The sequence below is a fragment of the Streptomyces sp. 8N616 genome, from assembly GCF_052246385.1.
Taxonomy (GTDB): domain Bacteria; phylum Actinomycetota; class Actinomycetes; order Streptomycetales; family Streptomycetaceae; genus Streptomyces.
Window position 1 is genome coordinate 42275 of sequence record NZ_JBQQBY010000032.1, and the last position, 14889, is coordinate 57163.

The 14889-nt window shown below is 69.9% G+C and carries 10 protein-coding genes and 2 pseudogenes; 3 read left to right on the forward strand and 9 right to left on the reverse strand.

Features of this window, described 5'->3' with window-relative positions; genetic code table 11:
* Nucleotides 1-679 precede the first annotated feature (679 nt).
* Nucleotides 680-1882: a pyridoxal phosphate-dependent aminotransferase gene (locus ACTWQC_RS26275; RefSeq protein WP_443318315.1), complete on the forward strand. Its 1203-nt coding sequence runs from the start codon at nt 680-682 to the stop codon at nt 1880-1882.
* A 509-nt stretch (nt 1883-2391) separates the two neighbouring features.
* Entirely contained in the window at nt 2392-3624 is a 1233-nt protein-coding gene (locus ACTWQC_RS26280; protein WP_443318274.1) for a hypothetical protein, read from the forward strand.
* Between the two features lie 53 nt (nt 3625-3677).
* Here ACTWQC_RS26280 and ACTWQC_RS26285 read toward each other — a convergent pair whose 3' ends face one another.
* The 9 genes and pseudogenes from ACTWQC_RS26285 to dnaK form a co-directional block, all read right to left on the reverse strand.
* Nucleotides 3678-4220: a YbjN domain-containing protein gene (locus ACTWQC_RS26285; RefSeq protein ID WP_443318275.1), complete on the reverse strand. Its 543-nt coding sequence runs from the start codon at nt 4218-4220 to the stop codon at nt 3678-3680.
* 37 nt (nt 4221-4257) lie between these two features.
* Nucleotides 4258-6021, reverse strand: a pseudogene (locus tag ACTWQC_RS26290) (ATP-dependent Clp protease ATP-binding subunit); the annotation flags it as partial.
* A gap of 9 nt (nt 6022-6030) precedes the next feature.
* Nucleotides 6031-7140, reverse strand: a pseudogene (locus ACTWQC_RS26295) (Clp protease N-terminal domain-containing protein); the annotation flags it as partial.
* 54 nt (nt 7141-7194) lie between these two features.
* Nucleotides 7195-7491 (reverse strand): hypothetical protein, encoded by a 297-nt coding sequence (locus tag ACTWQC_RS26300; RefSeq protein WP_443318276.1) that lies wholly within the window; start codon nt 7489-7491, stop codon nt 7195-7197.
* 5 nt (nt 7492-7496) lie between these two features.
* The gene (locus ACTWQC_RS26305) at nt 7497-7865 is read right to left on the reverse strand and encodes a cupin domain-containing protein (RefSeq protein ID WP_443318277.1); all 369 of its coding nucleotides are present in this window, start codon (nt 7863-7865) and stop codon (nt 7497-7499) included.
* Nucleotides 7866-8003: 138 nt separating this feature from the next.
* Nucleotides 8004-8474 (reverse strand): heat shock protein transcriptional repressor HspR, encoded by a 471-nt coding sequence (locus tag ACTWQC_RS26310; RefSeq protein WP_443318278.1) that lies wholly within the window; start codon nt 8472-8474, stop codon nt 8004-8006.
* A gap of 1 nt (nt 8475) precedes the next feature.
* Nucleotides 8476-9660: a molecular chaperone DnaJ gene (gene dnaJ, locus ACTWQC_RS26315; protein WP_443318280.1), complete on the reverse strand. Its 1185-nt coding sequence runs from the start codon at nt 9658-9660 to the stop codon at nt 8476-8478.
* Nucleotides 9661-9702: 42 nt separating this feature from the next.
* Nucleotides 9703-10425: a nucleotide exchange factor GrpE gene (gene grpE / locus ACTWQC_RS26320; protein ID WP_443318281.1), complete on the reverse strand. Its 723-nt coding sequence runs from the start codon at nt 10423-10425 to the stop codon at nt 9703-9705.
* On the reverse strand, nt 10422-12281 hold the full coding sequence (dnaK, locus tag ACTWQC_RS26325) for a molecular chaperone DnaK (RefSeq protein WP_443318282.1): 1860 nt from the start codon (nt 12279-12281) through the stop codon (nt 10422-10424). Before dnaK ends, grpE begins: the two co-directional genes overlap by 4 nt.
* Before the next feature lie 287 nt (nt 12282-12568).
* Between dnaK and ACTWQC_RS26330 the strand changes: the two genes are divergently transcribed.
* Nucleotides 12569-14833: a heterodisulfide reductase-related iron-sulfur binding cluster gene (locus ACTWQC_RS26330; RefSeq protein WP_443318283.1), complete on the forward strand. Its 2265-nt coding sequence runs from the start codon at nt 12569-12571 to the stop codon at nt 14831-14833.
* The last annotated feature ends 56 nt before the right edge of the window (nt 14834-14889 follow it).

Genomic DNA, 14889 nt, shown 5'->3' on the forward strand with positions numbered 1-14889 from the left:
GCCACGCGGTTCAACTGTTCAAAACTGAAGCGCCCGGCGGGAGTTGGGCCCGCCGGGCGCATATGCGGTGTTGCATGGGACAGCCGCACAACCTCCGGTCAGATGCGGCCACCGAGCCCCCCGTTCCCGGCGGCCGCCCGGATCAGCTGCCGCCGCCCCCGCCGCCGCATCCCCCGCCGCCCCCGCCGCCTCCACCGCAGGAGGAACCCCCGCCGCAGGACGAGTTGCTTCCGCACGAGGAGCCACCGCCACAGGAGGCGCCCCCGCCGCCACCCGCCCACCAGCTGCCGCTGCTGCCCCTGCCTCCGCGCCGGTTCCTCGAGCGGCCCCGGCCGCTCGCCGCACCGACGACGCCGGCGAACACAATGACCGCGAAAACCGCGAAAAAGAAGATCTCCATCGTCCTCACTCTCCTTTCAAATCCCCCCGAAGCGAGGCTCCGCTCCTTGCGTGGGGACCTGATGCCCCCGGTCCCGAAGGCCCAAAGCAGAGTTGAGGAAGTCCAGAGGTTTGGGCGCGGCGCGCAGGAGAGGCGGCCGCCTCGGGGCGGTGCGGCCGGCAGTTGGTCCGCGCAGCATGCCCGCATTCGACGGCCGGCCCAATTCGGCGCAGGCCAAGGTTTCCAAGGTTCCAAGGTTCCAAGGTTCCAAGGTTGAGGAAACCATCCGGTCCGCGCAGGATGTCCCGCATGGGACGACCACTCCTCAATCGCCGCCTCGCCGAATTCGGTACGACGATCTTCGCCGAGATGTCCGCGCTCGCCGTCCGCACCGGCTCGATCAACCTGGGACAGGGCTTCCCCGACACCGACGGGCCCGAGGAGATCAGGGAGGCCGCGGTGCGTGCGCTGCGGGACGGGCGCGGGAACCAGTACCCGCCGGGCCCCGGGATCCCCGAGCTGCGCACGGCCGTCGCCGAGCACCAGCGGCGGCGTTACGGGCTCGGCTTCGACCCCGACCACGAGGTCCTCGTCACGGCGGGTGCGACCGAGGCCGTCGCGGCGTCCCTGCTGGCGCTGCTCGAGCCGGGTGACGAGGTCATCGCGCTCGAGCCGTACTACGACTCGTACGCCGCGTGCATCGCGATGGCCGGAGGCACCCGGGTGCCGGTGACGCTGCGGCCCGACGCCGCGTCCCTCACCTACCGGCTCGACCTGGACGAGCTGCGCGGCGCGGTCACCGACCGCACCCGGCTCATCCTCCTCAACACCCCCCACAACCCCACCGGCACCGTGCTCACCCGCGCCGAGCTGGCCGCCGTCGCCGAGCTGGCCTGCGAGCGCGATCTGCTGGTGGTCACCGACGAGGTCTACGAGCACCTCGTCTTCGACGGCGGCGAGCACCTCCCGATCGCGACCTTCCCGGGCATGCGCGAGCGCACCGTCACCGTCGGCTCGGCCGGGAAGACCTTCTCCTTCACGGGCTGGAAGGTGGGGTGGGTGACGGCGACGGCCGAGCTGGTCAGGGCCGTGCGGTCCGCGAAGCAGTTCCTGACCTACGTGTCGGCCGGGCCCTTCCAGTACGCGGTCGCCGAGGCGCTGCGCCTTCCCGACGCGTACTTCGACTCCCTGCGCGAGGACCTGCGCGCCAAGCGGGACCTGCTGAGCGGTGGCCTCGCCGAGGCGGGCTTCGAGGTGTTCCGCCCGGCGGGCACGTACTTCGTCACCACCGACATCCGGCCGCTGGGCGAGAGGGAGTCGAAGGGCGGCGACGGCTTCGCCTTCTGCCGCGCCCTGCCCGAGCGCTGCGGGGTCGTCGCCATCCCGAACGCGGTCTTCTACGACCACCAGGGCGAAGGCGCGCCGTTCGTGCGCTTCGCCTTCTGCAAGCGGGCCGACGTCCTGGAGGAAGCGGTCGGCCGCCTGAAGAGCCTCGCGGCGTAACGCGCTCCGGCGTTCCGGCCGCCCGCACGTCTTTCGCCGCCGCGGCGGCCGACCACGACGGCGGCAACCGGCGGCGCCGAACGAGCCACAACCCACGCAGCTCTGCCCGGTACGGCTGGTTCACCACCGCCGCTCTCCACCATGGTGGTCACTCGCCGTCGCGGCGACAGAAACTGCCCGCCGCCGCGGCGGCCGACCACGACGGCGGCAACCGGCGGTCCAGAGCGAGCCGCAGCCCACGAGGCTCTGCCCTGGCGCGGCGGGACGTTCTTTCGGGGCCGGGGCCGACGGCCGCACGCGCATGCGGCCGAGTGGGTGCGGACGTCGCGGCCGAGTGGGTGCACTTCGCGCCACCGCCGGGCGTCAGCAGTCGCTGCGGGCGGAGGTGCCGCGCAAGGTCGGAGGTGCCGGGTCCCTCCTCCCGTGGCGGCGATGGGGGTCCCCCCATGCCGTTCAGGCTATGGGGGAGGGTCCGCTTCCGCCCGCTGCGCCGCACCGGAGGTGCCCCCGTGTCAGCCGACACCCACCTGCCCGTACGCGCCAGCAGACCGCGGCCCCCCGCACGGCTGCGGCCCCGGTGGCGCACCCGGGTGCGCAGCGCGCTGCTGCGGGCCGCGCCGGCGCTCGCGCTCTACGCCGCTCTCCGGCTGGGCGGCATGCTCTCCATGGCGATCTGGTCCTGGCACGCCGGGAAGCACCCGCGCATGCTGCTCGGCCACTCCTGGGACGCCATCTGGTACGAGCGGCTCGTCGACCACGGCTACGGCACCGTCGTGCACAGCGACGACCCCACTCGCCTCTACAGCGATCTGGCCTTCTTCCCGCTCTACCCCGCCCTGGTCCGGGGCGTCCGCGCCGTGCTGTCCCTCGGCTTCGTCAACGCCGGGCTGCTGGTGTCCTGGGCGGCCGCGGGGGTCGCGGCCTGGGGGATCTACGCGGTGGGCGAACGGTTGCAGGGCCGCAGGGCCGCCACCCTGCTCGTCGTCCTGTGGGGCGCACTGCCGCACGCGATCGTCCAGTCGATGGCGTACACCGAGTCGCTGATGACCGCCTTCGCGGCCTGGGCGCTCTACGCGGCGCTGACCGGCCGCTGGCTGTGGGCGGGGACGTGCGCCGTTCTCGCCGGGCTCTCCCGCCCGAACGGCATCGCGGTCGCGGCCGCGGTCGCGCTGGGCGCCGCATGGCAGATCTGCCAGCTGTGGCGGAACCGGACCCCCGACAGCCTCTCGCTGCGCGCCCGCCAGGACTGGCGGCTGTGGGCGGGGGCGACCCTCGCCCCGCTGGGCTGGCTCGGCTACGTCGTGTGGGTGGGGTGGCAGAAGGGCAGCCCGCTCTTCGGCTACTTCCGGGTGCAGCGGCGCTGGGGCTCGGAGTTCGACTTCGGCGCCGACGCATGGGGGTCGGTGCGGAACATGGTCCTGGGCCAGGAGCACATCACGTACCCGATGACGGTCGCGGTGGTCGTGCTGGCGGTGCTGCTGTTCGTGCTGCTGTTGCTGGACCGGCCGCCGCTCGCGCTGATCGCCTACAGCGGTGTGCTGCTGTTCATCACGCTCGGCGGCGCCCGCTATTTCGGTTCCAAGCCGCGCTTTCTGCTGCCCGCCTTCCCGCTGCTGCTGCCGCTGGCGGTGGGCATGGCGAGAGCCCGGCTGCGCACCGTCGTGGTCACGGTCGGCGCGCTGGCCGGGCTCTCCTGGTGTTACGGGACGTATCTGCTGGCGATCGCCGCCACGGCGCCCTAGCGGCGCCGGGCATCAGCGGCATCACCCGCATCACGTCATGACATCGGACGGCGTCAGTCCTCGCCGTCGCCGTCCTTGTCCTCATCAGGACCTGCGGAGTCGATCTCCTTCTCCAGGCCGAGCTGCTCCACGACCCACCGGTCGAACTCGATCGAGGCCCGCACCCAGCTGACCGTGCTGGACACGAAGTGCTCCAGGCTGACGCCGGTGCCGATCAGCATCTGCGCCTCGCCGATCAGGCGGACGGTGCCGTCGTCGTTGGTGTGGCTGTAAACCTTCGGCCACAGCGTGCGGCGGTTCCAGTCGTCGATCGACTCCAGCAGCAGCGGCTTGGACTCGATGGGGTGCGGCCGGTCGTAGAACGTACGGACAGAGAAGACCTGCTGCTCGTCCTCGCCCCGGAACATGAAGTACGTGCGGAACTGCTCCCACGGCGCGGCGAGATCGCCCTCGTCGTCGACCACGTACTTCAGCTCCATCTGGTCGAGGAGCTGCTTGACCAGGTCCTGATCTGGAATGACGGGGCCCACCGGCCCCGACGGCTGCGGTTCGGGCTGGCCCCCGAAATTCGGAATCGAGGACGGGTCGATAGTCACCGTGGATTTCCCTTCGTACGGTTCCTGCCATCCTCCCTCACACCCGCCCGGTGCTTGCAACCCCGGCCTGTCCGGCGTGCTCCGCTGCGGCGACGGTCAGCCGGTTCGCGCCCTCGTCGAGGCCGACCCGCACGGTGTCGCCGTCCTGGACCTCGCCCGCCAGGATCGCGCGGGCCAGCTGGTCGCCGATCGCCGTCTGCACCAGGCGGCGCAGCGGCCGGGCACCGTACGTCAGGTCGGGTCCCGCGTCCGGCGCGTCGATCACCGGCTGGTGGCCGAGCCGGGACAGCCACTCCAGTGCCTCGTCGGTGACGTCGAGCGTGAGGCGGCGGTCGGCGAGCCGGCGCTGCAGATGGTCGATCTGGAGCTGGGCGATCCGCTTCAACTGGCCGGTGCCGAGCGGGTGGAAGACCACCACGTCGTCGAGGCGGTTGAGGAACTCGGGGCGGAAGGAGGCCCGTACGGTCTCCAGCACCTTGTCCCGCTTCACGTCCTCGCTGAGCGCCGGGTCGACCAGATAGGCGGAGCCGAGGTTGGAGGTGAGGATGAGGATGGTGTTACGGAAGTCGACGGTCCGGCCCTGGCCGTCCGTGAGCCGTCCGTCGTCCAGCACCTGCAGCAGGATGTCGAAGACCTCGTGGTGGGCCTTCTCCACCTCGTCGAGCAGCACCACGCTGTACGGGCGGCGGCGCACGGCCTCGGTCAGCTGGCCGCCCTCCTCGTAACCGACGTAGCCGGGCGGGGCGCCGACCAGCCGGGCCACGGAGTGCTTCTCGCTGTACTCGCTCATGTCGATGCGGACCATGGCCCGCTCGTCGTCGAAGAGGAAGTCGGCGAGCGCCTTGGCCAGCTCGGTCTTGCCGACGCCGGTCGGGCCGAGGAAGAGGAAGGAGCCGGTCGGACGGTCGGGGTCGGAGATGCCGGCCCGCGAGCGGCGTACGGCGTCGGACACGGCCCGTACGGCCTCGGCCTGGCCGATCAGCCGCTTGCCGATCTCGTCCTCCATGCGGAGCAGCTTCTCGGTCTCGCCCTCCAGCAGCCGCCCGGCGGGGATCCCGGTCCAGGAGGAGACGACGTCGGCGATGTCGTCCGGGCCGACCTCCTCGCCGACCATGCCCTCCAGGGCCTTCTGCTCGGCGACGGCCTGGTCGAGCTCCTTACGGGTCTGCGGGATGACCTCGGAGCGCAGCCGTCCCGGGGTGACCCAGTCGCCGGTCTCGGGCGCCTTGCGCTCGGCGAGTTCGAGCTCGGTCTCCAGCTCGTCGAGGCGCTTCTTCAGGTCGCCGACCCGGGTGTGGATCTCCTTCTCGGCGTTCCAGCGGGCGCGCAGGCCGCGCAGCTTCTCCTCCTTCTCGGCGCGATCCTTGCGCAGCCGGTCCAGCCGCTCGCGGGCGTCCGGGGAGAGGTCCTTCTCGCGGTCCTGCTTCTTCAGCAGCTTGCGCTCCTTCTCCCCGGCCTGGGCCGCCAGCAGCGATTCCTCCTCCATCAGCAGCCGGTCGACGGCGCGCTGGAGTTCGTCGATCTCGACGGGTGAGGAGTCGATCTCCATCTGGAGGCGGGCCGCGGCCTCGTCGACGAGGTCGATGGCCTTGTCGGGCAGGAAGCGGGAGGTGATGTAGCGGTCGGAGAGGGTCGCGGCCGCGACCAGGGCGGAGTCGGCGATCTGCACGCCGTGGTGGGCCTCGTACCGGCCCTTGAGGCCGCGCAGGATCGCGATGGAGTCCTCGACGGACGGCTCGGCGACCAGGACCTGCTGGAAGCGGCGCTCCAGCGCCGGGTCCTTCTCGATCCGCTCGCGGTACTCGTCGAGCGTGGTCGCGCCGACCATGCGCAGCTCACCGCGGGCGAGCATGGGCTTGAGCATGTTGCCCGCGTCCATCGCCGAGTCGCCGCCGGCGCCCGCGCCGACGACCGTGTGCAGCTCGTCGATGAAGGTGATGATCTGGCCGTCGCTGGCCTTGATCTCGGCGAGCACGGTCTTCAGCCGCTCCTCGAACTCGCCGCGGTACTTGGCGCCCGCGACCATCGCGCCCAGGTCGAGCGCGACAAGCCGCTTGTTCTTCAGCGACTCGGGTACGTCGCCCTTCACGATCCGCTGCGCCAGCCCCTCGACGACGGCGGTCTTGCCGACGCCGGGCTCGCCGATGAGGACGGGATTGTTCTTCGTACGCCGGGACAGCACCTGGATGACACGGCGGATCTCGGTGTCCCGGCCGATGACCGGGTCCAGCTTGCCCGTGCGGGCCAGGCCGGTGAAGTCGGTGCCGAACTTCTCCAGGGCCTTGTACGTGCCCTCAGGGTCGGGCGTGGTCACGCGTCGTCCTCCGCGGATCTTCTCGAAGGCGTCGAGCAGCTTCTGCGCGCTCGCGCCCTGCTGGTCGAGCAGTGCACCGGCCTGGCCGCCCTTGGCGGCGACGCCGATGAGCAGATGCTCGGTGGAGATGTAGTCGTCGCCCAGCTCCTTGGCGCGCTGTGCGGCGTCGGCGGCGACCGCGAGCATGGTGCGGTCGGGCTGGGGGGCGGCGACGGTGGAGCCCTGGGCGCTGGGGAGCGCGCCGAGCAGCCGCTCCGCGCCGGACCGTACGGCCGCCATGTCGGCCTCTACGGCGGCCAGCAGGTCCTGGATGTTCTCGTTGTCCTGGCCTTCCAGCAGGGCGAGCAGCAGGTGTACCGGGGTGATGTCGGGGTTCCCTGCGGACACGGCGCGGCTGCTGGCGGCGCTGATGGCTTCCTGGCTCCTGGTGGTCAGCTCGGCATCCACGGGTGTGCGCTCCTCCTCGTCTGCGTCAGGTCGTCCGGCCGGTTTCCATCCTGCCAGACCTGCCAAACTCAACCTGCAGTAACTTGAGTCTACCTCGCTCAAGAAAGCCCGGACAGCGCCACGGATGCACCCCAGCACCCCGACCGGCCGCATCCTCATGGGGATCGCGGCCGGGCGGCACTGGGGTGTGTCCGGCCGCAGCCGGCACCGCGGCTAGGTCCGCTCGTCCTCGAGGACCTCCAGGTTGATGAACCGGGGCTCACTGGTGCACAGGCTCCGGAACTGCTCGGCGACGCGCTGCGTCTCCGGCAGGTCGTTGTTCACCATCGCCTGCTCGTACGAGGGGAACTCCACGATGTCGACGTAGTGGGCGGGGTTGTCGCGGTCCTTGGCGTGGACCTCGCGCGTCATGGTGCGCTTGCCTTCGGTGGCGCGCAGCCACTCGTCGAAGACCCGCTCCATCTCGTCCTCGCGCTCCGTTTCGTACTCGATGACCTGTACGAACGTCATGGGGATTACTCGCCTTCCCTCGGCTTTGCGTACTCCGTCGCCGTCTGTCCGGCGAAGTCGTACGCCACGACCGGCTCGTCGCCCACAACCCAGGCGTCGTGCCCGGGCGAGGCGACGAACACGTCGCCGGGTCCGACCTCGGACTCCTGGCCGTCGTCCATGCGGACGCGCATCCGGCCGTGCACGATGAACCCGTTGTGGTGCACCTGGCAGCTCTTCGTCCCGGCGATCGGTGCCACGGACTCCGACCAGCGCCAGCCGGGCTCGAAGGTGGCCACGGCGAAGTCCAGCCCGGTCAGATGTAGGGCTTCGAGGTGGCCGCGGGGGAAGTCGCGCCGCTCATCCGGCTTGTCGATCGTCTTGACTTCCAGCATGTCCGTACCTCCCTTCAAAGACATACCTCCATCGTGCGACTCGGGGCCCATACGGCACAAAGGGACCGTCGGCCCCAAGGAGGGGCTGACGGTCCCTTTCCAGGCAATGCGGGCCGACCAGGCCTTGCCGGGCTACTCCTACTCCGGCCGCTTCGGGCGCCAGACGACCAGCGCGCTGGTCTGCTGGACGTCCTGATACGGCACCAGGTCGCGGCGGTACGAGGCGTGCACCGCGGCCTCGCGCTGCTGCATCGTCGCCGCCGCGCCCTCCAGCGCCTGCTGGAGCTCGGCCACGCGCGCCTGCAGCGCGGTCACCTGGTTCTCCAGCTCGATGATGCGCTTGATGCCGGCGAGGTTGATGCCCTCGTCCTGGGACAGCTGCTGCACCTGCCGGAGCAGCTCGATGTCCCGGGCCGAGTAGCGGCGGCCGCGCCCCGCCGTACGGTCCGGGGAGACCAGGCCGAGACGGTCGTACTGCCGCAGGGTCTGCGGATGCAGACCCGACAGCTGGGCCGCCACCGAGATGACGTAGACGGGCGAGTCGTCGGTGAGCTCGTAGGGGTTCCGGCTCCTGCCGCCCCTGCCTCCTGGCATTCCTCGGCCGTCCATCTCATGCTCCCTTCGCGGCCTGGAACAGCTCCGCCCGCGGGTCGTGACCCGCGGTGGCCTCGGCGAACGCCTCCAGGGCTTCCTTCGCCTTCTCGCCGAGGTCCTTGGGAACGGCCACCTCGACGGTGACCAGCAGGTCGCCGCGGGTGCCGTCCTTGCGCACCGCGCCCTTGCCGCGGGCGCGCATCGTCCGCCCGTTCGGCGTGCCGGGCGGCAGCCTGAGCGTCACCGGCGGCCCGCCGAGGGTGGGTACCTTGATCTCGCCGCCGAGCGCCGCCTCCGGATACGTGACGGGCACGGTGACGGTGAGGTTGTCGCCCTTGCGCCCGAACACCGGGTGCGGGTCGACGTTCACGACCACGTACAGATCGCCGTTGGGGCCGCCGCGCTCGCCCGGCGCGCCCTTGCCGCGCAGCCGGATCCGCTGGCCGTCCGCGACGCCCGCCGGGATCCGGACCTGCATGGTGCGGGAGCTGGTGGCCCGCCCGCTGCCCTTGCAGACCTCGCACGGGTCCTGGGCGATCAGCCCGCGGCCCTTGCACTCCACGCAGGGGTCGGTGAGCGAGAAGCCGCCACCGCCGCCGCGCGAGACCTGGCCGGTGCCCACGCAGGTCGGGCACACCCGAGGCGTACCGTTTTTGTCGCCGGTGCCCGAGCAGGCCTTGCACGCCGCCGAACTGGACATCCGCAGCGGGACCGTGGCCCCGTCCACCGCCTCGGTGAAGCTCAGCGTGACCTCGGACTCGATGTCCTGGCCGCGCCGCGGCTGGGTACGGGTCCCGGGACCGCCGCGGTTGAACAGCCCGCCGAAGACGTCACCGAGACCGCCGCCGAAGCCGCCCGCGCCGCCTGCCCCGCCCTGGGGAGTGCCCCCGAAGAGGTCGCCCAGGTCGAAGTTGAAGCCGCCGGGGCCGCCCGCGCCGGGGCCGGGGCGGAAGCCGCCGTTCCCGAACAGCGCGCGCGCCTCGTCGTACTCCTTGCGGCGCTTGGGGTCGGCCAGCACGTCATTGGCCTCGGAGATCTCCTTGAAGCGCTCCTCGGCCCTGGCGTCGCCCTTGTTGGCGTCCGGGTGGTACTCGCGGGCGAGCTTCCGGTACGCCTTCTTGATCTCCGCCTCGGTGGCGTCCTTGGGGACGCCGAGGACCTTGTAGAGGTCCTTTTCCAGCAAGTCCCTGCTCAGGCTCATCCCCGACGTCCCTCCTCTCCTGCTCTCACACCAGCTGCTGCGTCAGCCCTCGTCCGGGCCACCGCTCTCCTCGTCCGGCGCCCGGTCGTCACCTTCCGCACCACCGGCCGCACCGCCCTTGGGCTGCGCGCCGGGCTGCGGTTCGGCGACCGCGACCCGCGCGGGGCGGATCGTCCGTTCGCCGATGCGATACCCCGGCTGCAGGATGGACACGCACGTGGTCTCCGTGACGTCCGGCGCATAACTGTGCATCAGCGCCTCATGGACCAGCGGGTCGAAGGGCTCGCCCTCCTTGCCGAACTGCTGGAGGCCCATCTTGGCGGCGATGGTCTCCAGCGACTCGGCGACGGACTTGAACCCGCCGACCAGCTCACCGTGTTCCCGCGCGCGTCCGATGTCGTCGAGCACCGGAAGCAGTTCGGTCAGGAGGTTCGCGATGGCGATCTCCTTGACCGTGATCCGGTCCCGCTCGACCCTGCGGCGGTAGTTCTGGTACTCGGCCTGGAGCCGCTGGAGGTCGGCCGTGCGCTCGTTCAGCGCCGTGCGCACCTGGTCCAGCTGTGCCTGCAGGCCCACTGTCTGCAGCTCGTCCCCGGCCCGGGCCGCCGGGCCCGCCTGCTCGGCGGACCCGTTGGCCTTCGCTGCCTCGTCCGGACCCTGGCGGCCCGGACCCTGGGCAGGCGAGGTGGGCCCCTCCTCGCCGAAGGGGGGCGAGGAGGGAGGGACGTCGGGCCGCTCTTCGAAGCCCGGGGTCTCCTCCGTCACGCGGCACCATCCTTCGGCTTCTCGTCGTCCACGATCTCGGCGTCCACCACGTCGTCCTCGGGCTTCGCGCCGTCAGGACCCGCGGCGCCCGCACCGGCCCCGGCCGCGCCCGCGCCCTCGGCCTGGGCGTTGGCGTACATCGCCTGGCCCAGCTTCTGGCTGACGGCGGCGACCTTCTCGGTCGCGGTGCGGATCTCGGCGGTGTCGTCGCCCTCGAGCTTCTCCTTCAGCTCGCCGACGGCCTCCTCGACCTCGGTCTTCACGTCGCCCGGGACCTTGTCCTCATTGTCCTTGAGGAACTTCTCGGTCTGGTAGACCAGCTGCTCGGCCTGGTTGCGGGTCTCGGCGGCCTCGCGGCGCTTGTGGTCCTCCTCCGCGTACTGCTCGGCCTCGCGCATCATGCGGTCGATGTCGTCCTTCGGCAGCGCGGAGCCGCCGGTGACGGTCATCTTCTGCTCCTTGCCCGTGCCGAGGTCCTTCGCGGCCACGTGCATGATGCCGTTGGCGTCGATGTCGAAGGTGACCTCGATCTGCGGGACACCGCGCGGGGCGGGCGGCAGGCCGGTCAGCTCGAACATCCCGAGCTTCTTGTTGTACGCCGCGATCTCCCGCTCGCCCTGGTAGACCTGGATCTGCACGGACGGCTGGTTGTCCTCGGCCGTCGTGAAGATCTCCGAGCGCTTGGTCGGAATGGTCGTGTTGCGCTCGATCAGCTTGGTCATGATGCCGCCCTTGGTCTCGATGCCGAGGGACAGCGGGGTGACGTCCAGCAGCAGGACGTCCTTGACCTCGCCCTTGAGGACACCGGCCTGGAGCGAGGCGCCGATGGCGACGACCTCGTCCGGGTTGACGCCCTTGTTGGCCTCCTTGCCGCCGGTCAGCTCCTTGACGAGCTCGGCCACGGCCGGCATACGGGTCGAGCCGCCGACCAGGACCACGTGGTCGATCTCGGACAGCTGGATGCCGGCGTCCTTGATGACGTTGTGGAACGGGGTCTTGCAGCGCTCGAGCAGGTCGGTGGTCAGCTGCTGGAACTGAGCGCGGGTGAGCTTCTCGTCCAGGTGCAGCGGACCCTCGGCGGACGCCGTGATGTAGGGCAGGTTGATCGTGGTCTCGGTGGACGAGGACAGCTCGATCTTGGCCTTCTCCGCGGCCTCACGGAGGCGCTGGAGGGCCATCTTGTCCTTGGACAGGTCCACGCCGTGGCCGTTCGCGAACTGCTTGACCAGGAAGTCGACGATGCGCTGGTCCCAGTCGTCACCACCGAGGTGGTTGTCGCCGTTGGTGGCCTTGACCTCCACCACGCCGTCGCCGATCTCCAGGAGCGAGACGTCGAAGGTGCCACCGCCGAGGTCGAAGACCAGGATGGTCTGGTCTTCCTTCTCCAGGCCGTACGCGAGCGCGGCCGCGGTCGGCTCGTTCACGATCCGCAGCACATTCAGGCCCGCGATCTCGCCGGCCTCCTTGGTGGCCTGGCGCTCGTGGTCGTTGAAGTACGCCGGAACGGTGATCACCGCGTCGGTGACCTTCTCGCCCAGGTACGACTCGGCGTCCCGCTTCAGCTTCTGCAGGACGAACGCGGAGATCTGCTGGGGGTTGAAGTCCTTGCCGTCCAGGTTGATCTTCCAGTCGGTGCCCATGTGGCGCTTGACCGAACGGATCGTCCTGTCCACATTGGTGACAGCCTGGCGCTTGGCCACCTCGCCGACCAGCACCTCGCCGTTCTTGGCGAAGGCCACGACGGACGGCGTGGTCCTGGCGCCCTCGGCGTTGGTGATGACGGTGGGCTCACCGCCTTCGAGAACACTGACGACGGAGTTCGTCGTGCCCAGGTCGATGCCGACCGCACGTGCCATGGTTACTTTCCTCCAGCTGACTGCTGACTTGAGCCGAACAGGCTCAAGCGTGCATGATCCACATCTCCCTGTCAACAGACCTGAGTCAGCCTTGCTCAACTCTTGTGCCCTGGATCCTGTCAGTGCCCTGTCAAGCGAGACGAGGCATGGAGGGAAAGGGTTGCCTGGGCGACACAGATCACCGGCCGGGCGACTTCAGGCGGCCTGCGATCCTGGGTAATGTCAGGCAGACTAGAGATAAGTTACCGCTTAGTAATCTCGCTCTCGCAGGCCCGAGGAGCCCTCCCATGCAACTCGCCGCGATCATCGTGTCGCTGGTCCTCACGGCAGTCGGCGTTGCCCTGCTCGGCCGCGCCGTCGCGCAGTTCGTGCGCTTCTTCAAGCTCGGCCAGCCCGTCCCGGCGGGCAGCCGGACCGACAACCCGTACCAGCGCAGCGTGACGCTGGTGAGGGAGTTCCTCGGGCACACCCGCATGAACAAGTGGGGCATCGTCGGCATCGCCCACTGGTTCGTGGCGATCGGCTTCCTCACGCTGCCGCCGACGATCCTCACCGCGTACGGACAGCTCTTCGAGGCGGACTGGACGCTGCCGCTCATCGGAGGTTTCCTCCCCTACGAGCTCTACATCGAGTTCATCGGGGCGATGACGACGCTCGGCATCGGCACACTCATGGTGATCCGGCTGCTCAACCTGCCCTCGCGGGCCGGCCGCAAGTCGCGCTTCGCAGGCTCGACCGCATGGCAGGCGTACTTCGTCGAGTACGTCATCTTCCTGATCGGCCTCGCCATCCTGATGCTGCGCGCCCTCGAAGGCGCGCTGCACGGCGTCGACCACTACGAAGCCGCGTACTTCGTGTCGTACCCGATCACCGCGGCCCTCGACGGGCTGAGCCTCTCCACGCTGCAGAACCTCGTCTATCTCTTCGCGATGATCAAGCTCGGCACGACCATGATCTGGATGATCACGGTCTCGCTCAACATCAATATGGGCGTGGCCTGGCACCGCTTCCTGGCCTTCCCCAACATCTGGTTCAAGCGCGAGGCGGACGGCGATGTCGCGCTCGGCGCGCTCCAGCCGATGGTCTCCGGCGGCAAGCCGATCGACTTCGAAGACCCGGGCGAGGACGACCAGTTCGGCGTCTCGCAGGTCGAGCACTTCTCCTGGAAGGGCATTCTCGACTTCTCCACCTGTACGGAGTGCGGCCGCTGCCAGTCGCAGTGCCCCGCCTGGAACACCGGCAAGCCCCTCTCCCCCAAGCTGCTGATCATGTCGCTCCGCGACCACGCGCACGCCAAGGCCCCGTATCTGCTCGCGGGCGGCGGCAAGGACATGGAGGGCGAGGAGAAGGCGACCGAGGAGCAGCTCAAGGACGTCCCGGCGTCGGCCCTCGCCGAGGCCGAGCGGCCGCTGATCGGGACCCTCGAGGAGAACGGCGTCATCGACCCGGACGTGCTGTGGTCCTGCACCACCTGCGGCGCCTGCGTCGAGCAGTGCCCGGTGGACATCGAGCACGTCGACCACATCGTCGACATGCGGCGCTACCAGGTCATGATCGAGTCCAGCTTCCCCTCCGAGGCGGGCACGATGCTCAAGAACCTGGAGAAGAAGGGCAACCCCTGGGGCCTGGCCAAGAAGCAGCGGCTGGAGTGGACCAAGGAGGTCGGCTTCGAGGTCCCGGTCGTCGGCAAGGACATCGAGGACCTGACCGAGGTCGACTACCTCTACTGGGTCGGCTGCGCGGGCGCCCTGGAGGACCGGGCCAAGAAGACCACCAAGGCCTTCGCGGAGCTGCTGCACATCGCGGGCGTCAAGTTCGCGATCATGGGCGGCGACGAGGCGTGCACCGGTGACTCGGCCCGCCGCCTGGGCAACGAGTTCCTCTTCCAGCAGCTCGGCCAGCAGAACGTCGAGATGCTGAACATGGCCTTCGGTGAGGACGCGGACGAGGGTGTCGTCGTCGAGAAGTCCAAGAAGAAGATCGTCGCGACCTGCCCGCACTGCTTCAACACGATCGCCAACGAGTACCCGCAGCTGGGCGGCGAGTACGAGGTCATCCACCACACCCAGCTGCTCCAGCACCTCGTCGACGAGGGCAAGCTGATCCCGGTGACCCCGGTCGAGGGCCTCATCACGTACCACGACCCCTGCTACCTGGGCCGCCACAACAAGGTCTACACGCCGCCGCGGGAGATCATCGCCAAGGTGCCTGGCCTGCGGAACGAGGAGATGCACCGGCACAAGGAGCGCGGCTTCTGCTGCGGCGCCGGCGGTGCGCGGATGTGGATGGAAGAGCGGATCGGCAAGCGCATCAACACCGAGCGTGTGGACGAGGCGCTGTCCCTCAACCCGGACATCGTCTCGACCGCCTGCCCGTTCTGCCTGGTCATGCTGACCGACTCGGTCAACGGCAAGAAGAACGACGGGAAGGCCAAGGAGGACCTCCAGGTCGTGGACGTGGCCCAGCTGCTGCTGGACTCCGTGAAGACCCCGGCAGAGCCGGAGGGCGACGGCGAGACGGCCGAGGAGCCGGAGCCCCAGCCGGTGAAGTGAGCTGTACGGGCCGACCGTACGAGCGGAACCGTACGCGCGGCCCCGGATGAGCGAGC

Excerpts from the sequence above, each read along its gene's own strand:
- ACTWQC_RS26275 (WP_443318315.1), top strand. The coding sequence starts at position 680 with ATGTCCCGCATGGGACGACCACTCCTCAATCGCCGCCTCGCCGAATTC.
- ACTWQC_RS26300 (WP_443318276.1), bottom strand. The coding sequence starts at position 7,491 with ATGACGTTCGTACAGGTCATCGAGTACGAAACGGAGCGCGAGGACGAG.
- ACTWQC_RS26305 (WP_443318277.1), bottom strand. The coding sequence starts at position 7,865 with ATGCTGGAAGTCAAGACGATCGACAAGCCGGATGAGCGGCGCGACTTC.
- ACTWQC_RS26310 (WP_443318278.1), bottom strand. The coding sequence starts at position 8,474 with ATGGACGGCCGAGGAATGCCAGGAGGCAGGGGCGGCAGGAGCCGGAAC.
- dnaJ (WP_443318280.1), bottom strand. The coding sequence starts at position 9,660 with ATGAGCCTGAGCAGGGACTTGCTGGAAAAGGACCTCTACAAGGTCCTC.
- dnaK (WP_443318282.1), bottom strand. The coding sequence starts at position 12,281 with ATGGCACGTGCGGTCGGCATCGACCTGGGCACGACGAACTCCGTCGTC.
- ACTWQC_RS26330 (WP_443318283.1), top strand. The coding sequence starts at position 12,569 with ATGCAACTCGCCGCGATCATCGTGTCGCTGGTCCTCACGGCAGTCGGC.